The organism is Solirubrobacter ginsenosidimutans (genome assembly GCF_027587205.1).
On record NZ_JAPDOD010000039.1, the window covers coordinates 23328 to 35729 of the forward strand.

At 71.5% G+C, this 12402-nt stretch carries 14 protein-coding genes; 2 read left to right on the forward strand and 12 right to left on the reverse strand.

Annotated elements, in window-relative coordinates:
- The 10 genes from OM076_RS31670 to OM076_RS31715 form a co-directional block, all read right to left on the reverse strand.
- A complete protein-coding gene (locus tag OM076_RS31670; RefSeq protein WP_272598652.1) occupies positions 1–987 on the reverse strand; it encodes an NADH-quinone oxidoreductase subunit B family protein in 987 nt (328 codons plus the stop codon).
- A gap of 31 nt (positions 988–1018) precedes the next feature.
- Entirely contained in the window at positions 1019–1375 is a 357-nt protein-coding gene (locus tag OM076_RS31675; RefSeq protein WP_270044146.1) for a hydrogenase maturation nickel metallochaperone HypA/HybF, read from the reverse strand.
- Positions 1375–2394, reverse strand: coding sequence for a hydrogenase expression/formation protein HypE (gene hypE / locus OM076_RS31680; RefSeq protein WP_270044147.1), 1020 nt, complete (start codon positions 2392–2394; stop codon positions 1375–1377). Before hypE ends, OM076_RS31675 begins: the two co-directional genes overlap by 1 nt.
- 3 nt (positions 2395–2397) lie before the next feature.
- Positions 2398–3513 carry a hydrogenase formation protein HypD gene (gene hypD / locus OM076_RS31685; RefSeq protein ID WP_270044148.1) on the reverse strand — a complete coding sequence of 372 codons (1116 nt, stop codon included), beginning with the start codon at positions 3511–3513 and terminating at the stop codon, positions 2398–2400.
- The gene (locus OM076_RS31690) at positions 3510–3707 is read right to left on the reverse strand and encodes a HypC/HybG/HupF family hydrogenase formation chaperone (RefSeq protein WP_270044149.1); all 198 of its coding nucleotides are present in this window, start codon (positions 3705–3707) and stop codon (positions 3510–3512) included. The genes hypD and OM076_RS31690 overlap by 4 nt, the downstream gene beginning before the upstream one ends.
- Positions 3704–3970, reverse strand: a complete 267-nt coding sequence (locus tag OM076_RS31695) for a HypC/HybG/HupF family hydrogenase formation chaperone (protein WP_270044150.1) — start codon at positions 3968–3970, stop codon at positions 3704–3706. Before OM076_RS31695 ends, OM076_RS31690 begins: the two co-directional genes overlap by 4 nt.
- Positions 3971–4021: 51 nt before the next feature.
- Positions 4022–5398, reverse strand: coding sequence for an FAD-binding oxidoreductase (locus OM076_RS31700; RefSeq protein WP_270044151.1), 1377 nt, complete (start codon positions 5396–5398; stop codon positions 4022–4024).
- A 15-nt stretch (positions 5399–5413) separates the two neighbouring features.
- Positions 5414–6592 (reverse strand): hypothetical protein, encoded by a 1179-nt coding sequence (locus OM076_RS31705; protein ID WP_270044152.1) that lies wholly within the window; start codon positions 6590–6592, stop codon positions 5414–5416.
- 144 nt (positions 6593–6736) lie between these two features.
- Positions 6737–8050 carry a hypothetical protein gene (locus OM076_RS31710; RefSeq protein ID WP_270044153.1) on the reverse strand — a complete coding sequence of 438 codons (1314 nt, stop codon included), beginning with the start codon at positions 8048–8050 and terminating at the stop codon, positions 6737–6739.
- Entirely contained in the window at positions 8040–8567 is a 528-nt protein-coding gene (locus OM076_RS31715; RefSeq protein ID WP_270044154.1) for an RNA polymerase sigma factor, read from the reverse strand. The genes OM076_RS31710 and OM076_RS31715 overlap by 11 nt, the downstream gene beginning before the upstream one ends.
- 50 nt (positions 8568–8617) lie before the next feature.
- Here OM076_RS31715 and OM076_RS31720 point away from each other — a divergent pair, with 50 nt between their 5' ends.
- Positions 8618–9079, forward strand: a complete 462-nt coding sequence (locus OM076_RS31720) for an NUDIX hydrolase (protein ID WP_270044155.1) — start codon at positions 8618–8620, stop codon at positions 9077–9079.
- A 45-nt stretch (positions 9080–9124) separates the two neighbouring features.
- Positions 9125–9604 carry an ATP-binding protein gene (locus tag OM076_RS31725; RefSeq protein ID WP_270044156.1) on the forward strand — a complete coding sequence of 160 codons (480 nt, stop codon included), beginning with the start codon at positions 9125–9127 and terminating at the stop codon, positions 9602–9604.
- A 4-nt stretch (positions 9605–9608) separates the two neighbouring features.
- Here the strand turns inward: OM076_RS31725 and OM076_RS31730 are convergent, their stop codons facing one another.
- Entirely contained in the window at positions 9609–10526 is a 918-nt protein-coding gene (locus tag OM076_RS31730) for an alpha/beta hydrolase (RefSeq protein ID WP_270044157.1), read from the reverse strand.
- A gap of 12 nt (positions 10527–10538) precedes the next feature.
- Positions 10539–11906, reverse strand: a complete 1368-nt coding sequence (locus OM076_RS31735) for a TrpB-like pyridoxal phosphate-dependent enzyme (RefSeq protein WP_270044158.1) — start codon at positions 11904–11906, stop codon at positions 10539–10541.
- Positions 11907–12402 lie beyond the last annotated feature (496 nt).

The window sequence follows — 12402 nt, forward strand, 5'->3', positions numbered from 1 at the left end:
TCAGCTCCTCCAGGTCGGCTTGAAGCCGGTCGTCAGCTCGTTGCCGTTGTGGCGCCACTTCGGCTCCTTGTTGACGGTCTTGTTGGTGATCGAGCGCAGGCGCCGGATCGCCTTGCCATAGGCGCCGATGACGTTCGAGGAGATGGCCGCGCCGGGCGGCGCGTCCATGAACGGCATGAACTTGTCGGGGAAGCCGGGCATCGTGCAGCCGATGCAGATGCCGCCCACGTTGGGGCAGCCGCCGAGGCCGTTCATCCACCCGCGCTTGGGGACGTTGCAGTTGACCACCGGCCCCCAGCAGCCGACCTTCACCAGGCACTTGGGCGAGTTGTAATCGGCGGCGAAGTCGCCCTGCTCGTAGTAGCCCGCGCGGTCGCAGCCCTCGTGCACGGTCTTGCCGAAGATCCACGTCGGGCGCAGCTGGTCGTCGAGCGGGATCACGGGCGCGAGACCGGCCGCTTCGTAGAGCAGCCAGACCAGCGTCTCCATGAAGTTCTCGGGCTGGACCGGGCAGCCGGGGACGTTGACGATCGGCAGGCCACCGGCGGAGCGGAAGTCCCAGCCGAGGTAGTCGGCGAGGCCCATGCAGCCGGTCGGGTTGCCCGCCATCGCGTGGATGCCGCCGTAGGTGGCGCAGGTGCCGATCGCGACGACGCCCCACGCCTTCGGCGCGAGCTGGTCGATCCACCAGTTCAGCGTCAGCGGCTCGCCGGTCGCCTCGTCGTTGCCGAACGACGTCCAGTAGCCGTCGCCGTTGATGTTCTCGTTGGGGATCGAGCCCTCGATGACGAGCACGAACGGGAGCGTGGCCTCGCCGCGGGCGGCCGCCCGGAACGGCGTCAGGAACTCCTCCCCGCCGAGCGTGGGCGAGAGCACCTTGTTGTGCAGGTTGACCTTCGGAAGCCCCGGAATGGCACCGAGGAGCACGTCCTCGATGCTCGGCTGGCCGGCGGCCGTGACCGAGACAGAGTCGCCGTCGCAGCTCATCCCCTCCGAGATCCAGAGGATGTCGACCTCCTCAACTCCGGCCACTGGGCACCTCGCCTTCCATCGTCAGTGCGTCCACGAGCAACTCCTCACCGCGGACCAGCTCGACATCCAGGCTCCCGCACGCCTCGCAGGCGAGCGGGAAGCCGGGCAGTTCACTCTCGATCCCGCAGCGCCGGCAGATCCCGGCGGCGGGAACCTCTTCCAGGAGCAGCTGCGCGCCCTGCGCCTCGGTCCCCTCCGCGACGAGGACGAACGCGAACTCCAGCGCGTCGGGCACGACCTGGCGCAGGTACCCGACCTTGACCTCGATGGTCTCGATCTGGCGGCCGCCCGCGTGGGCGGTCGCGATGCGCACGATGGCGTCGGCGATCGAGAGCTCATGCATCAGCAGATCCTCGGCAGCGGGTCGCCGACCAGCTCGTCCAGCACGCGCTTGCCGCCGAAGCTGGTCGCGACCAGGACCATGCCGGGTGGGTCGGTCTTGACCTCGCCGATGTCGACGAAGCCGGGCGCGACGAAGCCGGGTTCGACGATCGCGAGGAAGACGCCCTCGTTGGCGACGTACATCGGGTCGATGCCGAGCAGCTCGCAGGCGCCGGCGACCGCGGGCGCGACCGGCACCGCCGACTCCTGGATCAGCATCGCGACGCCGTCGTCGCGCGCGAGCTCGTTCAAGACGGACGCGACGCCGCCGCGGGTGGCGTCGCGCAGCCGGCGAACCGCGCCGAGCCCGAGGATCGCGTCGACGGCCGGCCACAGCGAGCGGGTGTCGGAGACGATCTCGTCGGAGTCGAGGTCGAACTCGCCGCGCGCGAGCATGATCGCGGTGCCGTGGGCGGCGATCGGGCCCGACAGCAGGATCCGGTCGCCGGGACGGGCGGGTTGGAACTGCGCGCGCTGGTCGCGCTGCCCGAGCCCCGTGGTCGTGATGTACATCCCGTCGGCGTGCCCGCGCTCGACGACCTTCGTGTCGCCGCCGACGATCCTCACGCCCGCTTGCGTCGCCGCTCGAGCGATGGCGTCGACCTCGGCGCGCAACACGTCGCTCCCCAGCCCCTCTTCGAGGATCAGGCTCAACGTGAGCGCGAGCGGCTTCGCTCCGCCCATCGCGAGGTCGTTGACGGTGCCGTTGACCGCGAGCTCACCGATCGACCCACCCGGGAAGCGCAGCGGCTTGACCACGAACGCGTCGGTCGTGAGGGCGAGCTCGCCGATGGTGGCGGCGTCGTCGAGCGACTTGATCCCGAACGCGGGCGCGAGCAGCCCTTCGACCAGGCTGCGGGTGGCCTTCCCGCCGGCGCCGTGGGCCATCGTGATGCGCTCGTCGCGGAACTTCGCGCGCTTGCCCCGGGCGGTCTCGATGATCCCCAGGACCCGCTGCTCGCGTTCGGAGACGGAGGACACGGCTCAGACCACTTCCCGCTCCCGCGCGAACCGTCCGTAGTTGTAATAGGCCGCGCAGGCGCCTTCGCTGCTCACCATGCACGTGCCGATCGGCCGCTCCGGCGTGCACGCCGTGCCGAACACCTTGCACTCGAACGGCTTGATGACGCCCTTGAGCACCTCGCCGCACTGGCAGGCCTTGGGGTCGGCGACGCGGATGCCGGGAACGGCGAAGCGCAGCTCGGCGTCGTAGTCCGCATAGGCGCCTGAGAGCTTGAGGCCGGAGTGGCTGATGAAGCCCAGGCCGCGCCACTCGAAGTGCGGGCGCAGCGCGAAGACCTCGGCCATCACCTCGAGCGCGCGCTGGTTGCCGTCGTAGGGGACGACACGCGCGTACTGGTTCTCGACCTCGCAGCGCCCGTCGCGCAGCTGGGTGAGGAGCATCTGGACGGCGTGCAGGATGTCCAGCGGCTCGAAGCCGGCGATCACGACCGGCTTGCCGTACGTCTGGGGGATGAACTCGAACGGCCGCGCACCCACCACCGTGCTCACGTGCCCGGGGCCGATGAAGCCGTCCAGGCGCAGGTCGGGCGAGTCCAGCAGCGCGCGCAGCGGCGGCACGATCGTCACGTGGCTGCACATCACGCTGAAGTTCCGCAGGCCCTCGGCCTTGGCGCGTTTGAGCGTGAGCGCGGTCGACGGCGCGGTGGTCTCGAAGCCGATCGCGAAGAAGACGACCTCGCGATCCGGGTTCGAGCGGGCGATCCGCAGCGCGTCCAGCGGCGAGTAGACCATCCGCACGTCGGCGCCGCCCGCCTTGGCCTCCAGCAGCGTGCCATTCGACCCCGGCACCCGCATCATGTCGCCGAAGCAGGTGAAGATGACGCCGGGAACGTTCGCCACCGCGATGCCGTCATCGACGCGGCCCATCGGGATCACGCACACCGGGCAGCCCGGCCCGTGCACGAGCTCGACGTTCTCCGGCAGCAGGTCGTCGACACCGTACTTGTAGATCGAGTGGGTGTGGCCGCCGCACACCTCCATCAGCTTGTAGTGGCGGCCCGGCTCGACGGTGGCGAGGATCTGTCCCGCCAGCACCTGGCCGAGCTCTGCGTCGCGGAACTCGTCGACGAACCTCACAGCGTCACCAGCGCCACACCCGCATGCACCAGGACCTGATCACCGGCCCCGGCGTCGACCAGTGCGAGCTCCACCGTGTGGTGCGCGCCGTCGGCGTCTTCACAGAGGGCGAGGGCGTCGTCGCGGACCCGCAGCACCCGCATCGGCACGCCGTCGTCGCCGCACGTGATGCAGTGGCCCGAGTCGCAGCTCATTCGATCACGCTCTCCGAGAGCTCGTGCAGCTCCTGCTCGAACTCGGCGCCCATCGCCTGGAGCAGTTCGAGCGTCGCGGTCGCCTCGGCCTCGTCGATCACGGAGATCGCGAACCCGACGTGGATCAGGACCCAGTCACCGGGTCCGATGTCGTCGAAGAGGCCGATGTTGACGGTGCGCCGCACTCCGGCAACGTCGACTCGGGCGAGTTGATTGGACTCGTCGACGACTTCCACGATCTGGCCGGGGATGGCCAGGCACACGTCGTCACTCTCCTCGTCTCCGACCCCGGTGCGGGTCGAGACCGAGTTGTATCACTCCTGAATCCGGCTCGCGACCTTGCCCGGATTGAACAGGCCGCTTGGATCCAAAGCAGTCTTGATCGCGCGCATCATCTCCACCGCGGCCGCGCCATGTTCGAGCTCGAGGAACGCCGATTTCCCATAGCCCACGCCGTGTTCTCCCGTGCAGGTGCCGTCGGCCGCGATCGCGCGCCTCACCAATCGGTCATTGAGATCGACGGCGCGCTGGAGCTCTTCCGGGTCGTCCGGATCGACCAGGATCGCGAGGTGGAAGTTCCCGTCGCCGACGTGGCCGACGATCGGGGCGATCAGGCCGGACGCGTCGAGGTCCTCCTTGGTCTGCTTGATCGTCTCGGCGAGGGCGGAGATCGGGACGCAGGCGTCGGTGGTGAAGCCCTGGCTGCCGGGTCGCAGCGCGCGGCCCGCCTCGTAGGCGCCGTGGCGGGCGTGCCAGAGCGCGCGGCGCTCGGCCTCGTCGGCGGTCCACTTGAAGCCGAGGACGCCGTGGGCCTCGGCGATGCCCTGCGTCTCGGCCGCCTGCGCCTCGGTCTCGGCGGCGTTGCCGTGGAACTCGAAGAAGAGCGTGGGCGCGACGTCCAGGTCGAGCTCGAAATGCTGGTTGACCGCATCGATCTGGACCTCGTCGGCGAGCTCCATCCGGGCGACCGGAATGGCGTGGGCGAGGACCTCGATCGCCGTGTCGACCGCGGCGTCGAGGGTGGGGAAGGCCGCCGTGGCGGCGGTCATCGCCTCCGGCGTCGGCTGGACGCGCAGCGTGACCTCGGTGATCAGGCCGAGCGTGCCCTCGCTGCCGACGAACAGGCGGGTGAGGTCGTAGCCGGCGCTCGACTTCCTCGCCCGTGAGCGGGTCCGCACGATCTCGCCGTCGGCGGTGACGACGGTGAGGCTGATGACGTTCTCGCGCATCGTGCCGTAGCGCACGGAGGTCGTCCCGGACGCTCCAGTCGCCGCCATCCCGCCGATCGTCGCGTCGGCGCCTGGGTCGACCGAGAAGAACACGCCCTCGGGGCGCAGCCGCTCGTCGAGCTGGCGGCGCGTCACCCCCGCCTGCACGGTCACGTCCATGTCCTCGACCGAGAGCCGCAGGATCCGGTTCATCTGCGCCGTGTCGATCGACACGCCGCCATCCAGCGCCGCGACGTGGCCTTCGAGGCTCGTGCCCGCGCCGAAGGGGACGATCGGCGCGCCGTGCTTCGCGCAGAGCTTGACGATCGCCGCCGCCTCCTCACTGTCGCGCGGAAGGACGACGATGTCGGGCGCGGCGGCCGAGTGCCAGCCCTCGTCGGTCCCGTGCCGGCGGCGCTCGTCGGCACCGGTGACGACGCGGTCGGCATCGAGTGCGGTGACCAGCTCCTCCTTCAAGCCCATCGCCTGGACCATACGTCACTCCGAGTAGAGGGTCCGCGTCACCTCCCGCCCGTCCTTCATATGCGCGGTGGCAGTGACCTTGCCGGTGGGGAAGCCGCCGTCGTAGACGGCGATGATCGCGTGCGCCAGGCCGGAGGGGACGAGCGTGCGGACGTCGCGGGGCGTGCGGATGGTGACGCTGACGACGTCCTCGTACACGCGCCCCCAGTAGACCGTCCGATTGTCGAGGACGCGGCGCTCGATGCGACCGCGCGGGTCCTCGCCGCCGACGCTCGAGCCGAGCACGTCGAGCCGCATCGGGAACGCCCGCGTGGGCGGTTTCCGGGTGTCCGGACAGTACTGCTGGAGCATCTCGAAGCCTGGGTACGCGATGCCGAGGCGGCGGTCGACGCTCGCCAGGCGGGTGCCGACGAGGCGGCCCGGCGCCGTCACGCAGATCCCGCCACGGTCGCCGCGCGTGGCGATCAGCGCCCAGGGCTGGCCTCCGGCCGGGTCGGGAGCGCGGACGGCGACCGTCTCGGTGCCCGCGACCGGCCGCTCCCCCTTGGGCCGCGGCATGCCGGTCCGGTTGAAGCGCACGCGGTGGCCGTCGCGGTACTCGGCGACGCCCGTGAGCAGCCGCCCCGGCGACGCGTCGCCGGCGACGATACGGAGCACGATGCCGTCGGCGCCGGGAGCCAGGGGCGGCTCGTCGTCGGGCACGAGGCGGGTGATCGCGGGCGCGGCGACGCCGAAGGTCACCGTCTCCAGCGGCTCCAGCGCGCCGTTCTCGGGCTGCGTGAGCGTCGTGAAGCGCTGGACGCTCACGCCCACCGCCCGCTCCTGATCGGGGTTCTTGCAGATCATCGGTGTTCCCGCGTGGCCCGGCAGCGTGGGCGCGAACGCCCCACTCGCGCCGATCCACCCGAACCGCTCGCCGTCGAGCCGGCCGACCTCGGAGCACTCCACGGTCGTGCCGTTCTTCAGCGGCGACTTGAAGCGCCGGATCGCCCACGGCGCGCCACCCTTGGCGTCCGGCGCCTGGGTCACGACGCGGACGTCGCGGGCGTCCATCGGCGGCGGCGTGGGCTCGGCGGGGGTGCTTGCCGCCGCCACGGCCGGCACCGGAGCCGGCGCACGGTCGTCGGCGAGCACGGCCGCGGCCCCGACCGCGGAACCGCCGAGCGCGGCGACGAGGGCGAGCTTGGCGATCATCGCGGCCTCCGTGCCGAGGTCGACGGCCCGTCGGCGCGCCCGCGTGCCGCCATCGCATGCGAGCCGGTCGTCATCGCGGCCTCCGGGACAAGGTCGACGGCCCGTCGGCGAGCCCGCGTGCCGCCACCTCGTGCGAGCCGGTCGTCATCTTGGCCTCCGTGACTTGACGAGGTCCGGGGTGAGGCCCTCGCCCGGTTTGCCGTGCTGGACGGCGCCGTCGGCCAGCACGACGTCGAGCGCGAGCTTCGCGGGGTCGACGGCTGCCGGCAGCACGGCGGCGAAGGCGCCCTGCTTGGACACGGCGAGCTTGCGCGGCGCACCGGCCCCGCGCAGGGTGACGCTGCGCAGCGTCTTGCCGTTGCGCGCGACACCCCAGACGACGGTGCGCGGGGGGTTGTGCTGCCACCCCCAGCGATCGAAGCCCGGGACGCCCTCGTCACCCGGCTTCAACCGGCGCGCATCGGCCACCCACGCGCGGTCGGAGGTGCGCAGGGCGAGGCACGCGGTCGGCGTGACGACCTGCCCGGTGCTGCCGTCGGCGCGGACGATCACGCCCTTCCCGCTGCGGCGCGCGGGACGGACGTGCGCGCATTGCAGCCGCGTGCCGAGCGTGTAGCGCTCGACCGCCCACGCCTGGCCGCCCTCCGGGTCGGGGATCGTGTCGCTCGCGGCGCCGAAGTTGTGGTGCTCGACCCGCCCGCCGGCGAACCGCAAGGTGACGGCCGCCGACTGGTCCTCGGGGTAGCCGCGCAGGGCGGCAACGTACGTCCCGCCCGGCCCGATCCGCAGCGGGCGGTCGCCGGTTGCCGTCCGCAGCGTCACGGCCCGTAGCCGGTCACCCGCGACGCCGTAGACGATCGAGCGCACGTCCGCCACGCGGTCGGCCGCGAGCACCCGCGCGCCCGTGAGCGTCCCGCCCTGCCCGCAGGCGTCGGAGAGCTCGGCCGGAAGCCGCCGGAACACGCCGTCGAGCCCGGTCAGGCCGAACACGCCGTCGCGCACCTGCCCGACCGTCGTGCACGTGAACCCGGTCTTGGACCGCGCCACCCGCACCGCCCACGGCAGCCCGCGACCCGGATCGGCCGCCCGCACCGCACTCACCCGTGCCGTCCCGGCCAGCGGCGTCTGCTCGTCCGGCACCTGCGACGGATCCGGCGCGCTGATCACGGCCTCGCGCAACACGACCGCGGTCGCCGCCCCGCTGGTCGCGGCGATCGGCACCGCCACACAGAACCCCAGCGCCACCCGCCGCCACCGCGCCCGCCGCCGATCCAGCCGCCGCGTCCGCGCCACCAGCCCCCGCCCGACGCGCTCGAGCACCGGCAGATCGCTTGCATACATGTCGTATACCGGGGTCTGACCCCGGTATGCATCTGGTATGCAACGCGCGTCCTCGCGGCGGGTGGCGGCGACGAGGGCCTCGCCGAAGGCGTCGAGGCCGGGGAGGTCATCGGCCACGGGCGGCCTCGGCTTCCAGGTCGGCGGCCAAGCCGCGTAGGGCTCTCGACACCCGGGCGCGGGCGGCTTGCTCGTCGACGCCCAGCGCCGCGGCGACCTCGTCGTACCCACGCTCCTCGACGACCCGCAGGCGCAGCGCGAGCTGGTGCTCGTCCGGCAGCGCGCCGAGCAGGTCCGCGACGCGGCCGCGCAGCTCGGCGAGGCCGCTGAGCTCCTCGATGCGCTCGTACTCGTCGTCGGTCAGCCCGGGCGGGTCGAGGCCGAGTCGCGCCAGCGCGCGGCGCTCCACACCCGCCCGCCGGTACCACTGCAAGAGCTGGTGGCGGGCGATGCCGTACAGCCAGGCGCCCGCGTCGTCGCCGCGGAACCGGCGGCGGTCGGCGACCGCGGACGCGAAGGTCTCGGCCATCAGCTCGGCCGCGGCCTGGGCGTCGAAGGTGCGGCGCGCGAAGTAGGCCACGAGCGCGCGGGCGTGGGTGCCGTAGAGGCGGGCGATGTCATCGGCGTCGAGCGGCAAGGCGAGAAGGTCTCGATCCTCTAAGGGAACGCAGCCGCAAAACTGTGACGATGGCCAAGCGCAGCTCGGGGATCCTCCTCTTCCGGCACACACCTGCCCTCGAGGTCCTGCTGGTGCACCCGGGCGGCCCGTTCTGGGCGAAGAAGGACCTCGAGGCGTGGTCGATCCCGAAGGGCGAGCACGACCAGGCCGAGGAGGCGCTCGCGGCCGCGCTGCGGGAGTTCGAGGAGGAGACCGGCTCCAAACCCGACGAGGGCGAGCTCACCGACCTCGGCAGCGTGCGTCAGAAATCGGGCAAGGTCGTGCAGGCGTGGGCGCTCGAAGGCGATCTCGACGCGGACGCGATCCGCTCGAACACGTTCACGATGGAGTGGCCGCCGCGCTCCGGCCGCCAGAGCGAGTTCCCCGAGGTCGACCGTGCGGCGTGGTTCGCGCTCGATGAAGCGCGTAAGCGCATTAATCCCGCTCAGGCGGCCTTTCTCGACCGGCTGGCCGAGCGGTTTGCGTCATGACGGCAAGTCGGGTGTAGTCCGGCTAGGAGTGGGCATACCCTTGGCATGAGACGGATTGCGACAGCCAATCTGCTCGATGTCGATTTGCCGGCCGAGCCCAGAAGTGCGTCGCGAGCGCGCAGCGCAGTACTGGACGCGCTCAAGGGGATCGCCGTCGACAGGGACGCCATCGGAGTGGTCGTGTCAGAGGCCGTGACCAACGCGGTGATCCACGCGTACCGCGACCGCGAGCGGCCCGGCGAGGTCCACGTGTCCACGCGACTGGATGACGAGGGCGTCGAGGTCGACGTCGTCGACGACGGCGTCGGACTGAGCCCGCGGTTGGACAGCCCGGGCGTGGGCCTCGGGATGCCGTTGATCGCCGACCTCGCCGACCGCATCGAGATCCGCCACCAGCACTCGGGCGGCACCCGCGTGACCGCCCGCTTCGTCCTGATGGGCGCCGCCGGCCCGCACGGTCGCGCCGTCGCGCGGACGGTCACGGGCCGTGCCGAACGGCACACGGCCCGCCTCGTCGCCGCGTAACCGACTACGCGTGCGCGTGCTCCCGCGCGCCCGCCATCAGGTGCTGGACGAACCAGTCGCGGGCCGCGGTGCTGGAGCGCTCGAAGTCCGCGATGTAGGCGTCGAAGTGCCCGCCGTCGAGGATCTCCAGCTTCTTCGGCTCACGCGCCCGCTCGTACGCGTCGATCGCCAGGTCCGACACCGTCAGGTGATCGCCCCGCGCGACGACCAGCAGCAGCGGCGTGGGTGAGATCCACGGCAGGTACGTGCCGGGCTCGTACTCGAGGAACATCTCGACGCTGCGCAGCGTGCACTCGTTGATCCACGACGGCGCCCGCTCCGCCCCGGACGTCGTGAACCACTCGTAGGAGTCCGCCGTCGGCAGCGCGCACGGCTCGCCCTCGGGGGCGACGACCGGGATCATCGCCGGCGCCTCGCCGCGGTAGCGCGCCTCCCGGTCGGCCTCGAACATCCCCTGCGTCGGCGCGATCAGGTCCGAGCGGATCAGCCGGCGCGCGTTCTCGTGACCGCTGATCAGCGGCACCTGGGCGACGACGCACTTCACCCGCCGGTCGATCGCGCCCACCACGAGCACGTGCGCGCCGCTGTAGCTCGAGCCCCAGACGCCGATGCGGTCGGAGTCGACCTCGTCGAGCGAGCGCGCGAACGTGATCGCGTGGCGGTAGTCGGCGATCTGCGCGTGCGGATCGATCTCCTGCCGCGGCTCGCCGTCGCTCGCCCCGAGGTTGCGGTTGTCGTAGACCAGCGCGCAGAATCCCGCGTCGCAGAACACCTCGGCGAACGCGTCGAGGAACAACTCCTTGACCGCGCTGTACCCGTGGCACATCACGATCGCCGGCGCCGGTCCCGTCGCCCCGTCCGGGAGGTACAACCACCCCCGCAGGGTCGTGCCCTCAGCGTCGAACGAGATGTCCTGCCGCATCTTCGACCTCCCTTACGCGATGGCCGGCGTGTTCGCCGGCAGCGCGGCAAGCGCCGACTCGAGATCCTCCTCCGAGAACTCGGGATCCTCAAGGGTGCCGCCGAGATAGGCGTCGTAGGCGGCGAGGTCGAAGTTGCCGTGGCCCGAGAGGCCGAACAGGATCGTGCGCTCCTCGCCCGCCTCCTTGGCCGCCAAGGCTTCGACGATCGCCCCGCGGATCGCGTGCGCGGACTCGGGCGCCGGGATTATCCCCTCGGTGCGGGCGAACTGCACGGCGGCCTCGAACGTCTCGTTCTGGCGATAGGCGCGCGCCTCGATCACGCCCGCCTTGACGAGCCCGCTGATCATCGGCGCGGCGCCGTGGTAGCGCAACCCGCCGGCGTGCAGCGGCGGCGGGACGAAGTCGTGGCCGAGCGTGTGCATCGGCATCAGCGGCGTCAGGCCGACGGTGTCGCCGAAGTCGTACGCGTAGACGCCGCGGGTCAGCGTCGGGCAGGCGGCGGGCTCGGCGGCGACGTAGCGGATCGAGTTCTCCCCGCGCAGCGTCGCGCGGATGAACGGGAAGACGAGCCCGGCGAAGTTCGAGCCGCCGCCGACGCAGCCGACGATCACGTCCGGGACCCCGGCGCCCGCGAGGTCGAGCTGCAGGATCGCCTCCTGGCCGATCACGGTCTGGTGCAGCAGCACGTGGTTGAGCACGCTGCCGAGCGCGTAGTTGGTGTCCTCGCGCTGCGCGGCGACCTCGACGGCCTCGGAGATTGCGATCCCCAGCGAGCCCGTCGGATGCGACGCCTGCCCCTTGCCGGACTCCGTCAGCGCCGACGGCGAGCGGTGCACGGTCGCGCCCCAGGTTTGCATCATCGACCGGCGATATGGCTTCTGGTCATACGACGAGCCGACCATGAAGACCTCGCACTCGAGGCCGAACAGCGAGCACGCGAACGCCAGCGACGAGCCCCACTGGCCGGCACCGGTCTCGGTGACGAGCTTGGTGATCCCGGCCTGCGCGTTCTCGTAGGCCTGCGGCACCGCGGAGTTCGGCTTGTGCGAGCCGGTGGGCGAGACGCCCTCGTACTTGTAGAAGATCTTCGCCGGGGTGCCGAGCGCCTGCTCGAGCCGGTGCGCGCGGTACAGCGGCGTCGGCCGCCACAGCCGGTACGCGTCGCGGACGGCGTCCGGGATCGCGACCTCCGGCTCGGGCGAGACCTCCTGCATGATCAGCCCCATCGGGAAGATCGGCGTCAGGTCGGGCGGGCCGGCGGGCTCACCGGTCTGCGGATTCAGCGGCGGCAGCGGCTCCCCGGGAAGGTCGGGCAGCAGGTTGACCCAGTGCGTCGGGATGGCGTCCTCGTCCAGCACGAACTTCGTCGGCTCGCTCATGGACAGAGTATTTCGCCTCCGGCGATCGCGCCTGGCAGTGACGTGGCGCGACACCGCGCCGGCGTTCGGCGCGCTCGCCTCCGGCGACGTTACAAAAAGGAGGGTGACCCGCCGCGCTGGTCAGGCGCGACGGGTCTAAGGCTCATGAACGGCCAGCAGGCGTCGGGGAGAGAAAGGAACTGCCCAGGGCCGGAGCGGAGGGAACGAGGAGAATCCTTGCAACCGAACCTTGGCGGGACCTTGAGGCAACCTTGCGATCTCATAAGGAACGCAGAGCATGTCGATTCGAGCAGTCCTTAAAGGACTGAGCCGCCGCGTTGGTCAGACGCGACGGCTCTAAGGTGCTGGCCGGCCGGCGGACGTCGGGGGGAGAGAAAGGGCGCCCTGGGGCCGGTGCGGGGAGAGAGAGGGGCCCGTCCGTGGGCCTCATGGTGTCCATTCGGGAACGATGTGGATACTTCCACGCCAAAGCAAGCGTCGGCATACGGCGAACCTG

Coding starts and splice junctions, on each gene's coding strand:
- OM076_RS31670 (WP_272598652.1), bottom strand. CDS start 987: ATGAGCTGCGACGGCGACTCTGTCTCGGTCACGGCCGCCGGCCAGCCG.
- OM076_RS31690 (WP_270044149.1), bottom strand. CDS start 3,707: ATGAGCTGCGACTCGGGCCACTGCATCACGTGCGGCGACGACGGCGTG.
- OM076_RS31700 (WP_270044151.1), bottom strand. CDS start 5,398: ATGGGCTTGAAGGAGGAGCTGGTCACCGCACTCGATGCCGACCGCGTC.
- OM076_RS31705 (WP_270044152.1), bottom strand. CDS start 6,592: ATGATCGCCAAGCTCGCCCTCGTCGCCGCGCTCGGCGGTTCCGCGGTC.
- OM076_RS31675 (WP_270044146.1), bottom strand. CDS start 1,375: ATGCATGAGCTCTCGATCGCCGACGCCATCGTGCGCATCGCGACCGCC.
- OM076_RS31720 (WP_270044155.1), top strand. CDS start 8,618: ATGGCCAAGCGCAGCTCGGGGATCCTCCTCTTCCGGCACACACCTGCC.
- OM076_RS31735 (WP_270044158.1), bottom strand. CDS start 11,906: ATGAGCGAGCCGACGAAGTTCGTGCTGGACGAGGACGCCATCCCGACG.
- OM076_RS31725 (WP_270044156.1), top strand. CDS start 9,125: ATGAGACGGATTGCGACAGCCAATCTGCTCGATGTCGATTTGCCGGCC.
- OM076_RS31730 (WP_270044157.1), bottom strand. CDS start 10,526: ATGCGGCAGGACATCTCGTTCGACGCTGAGGGCACGACCCTGCGGGGG.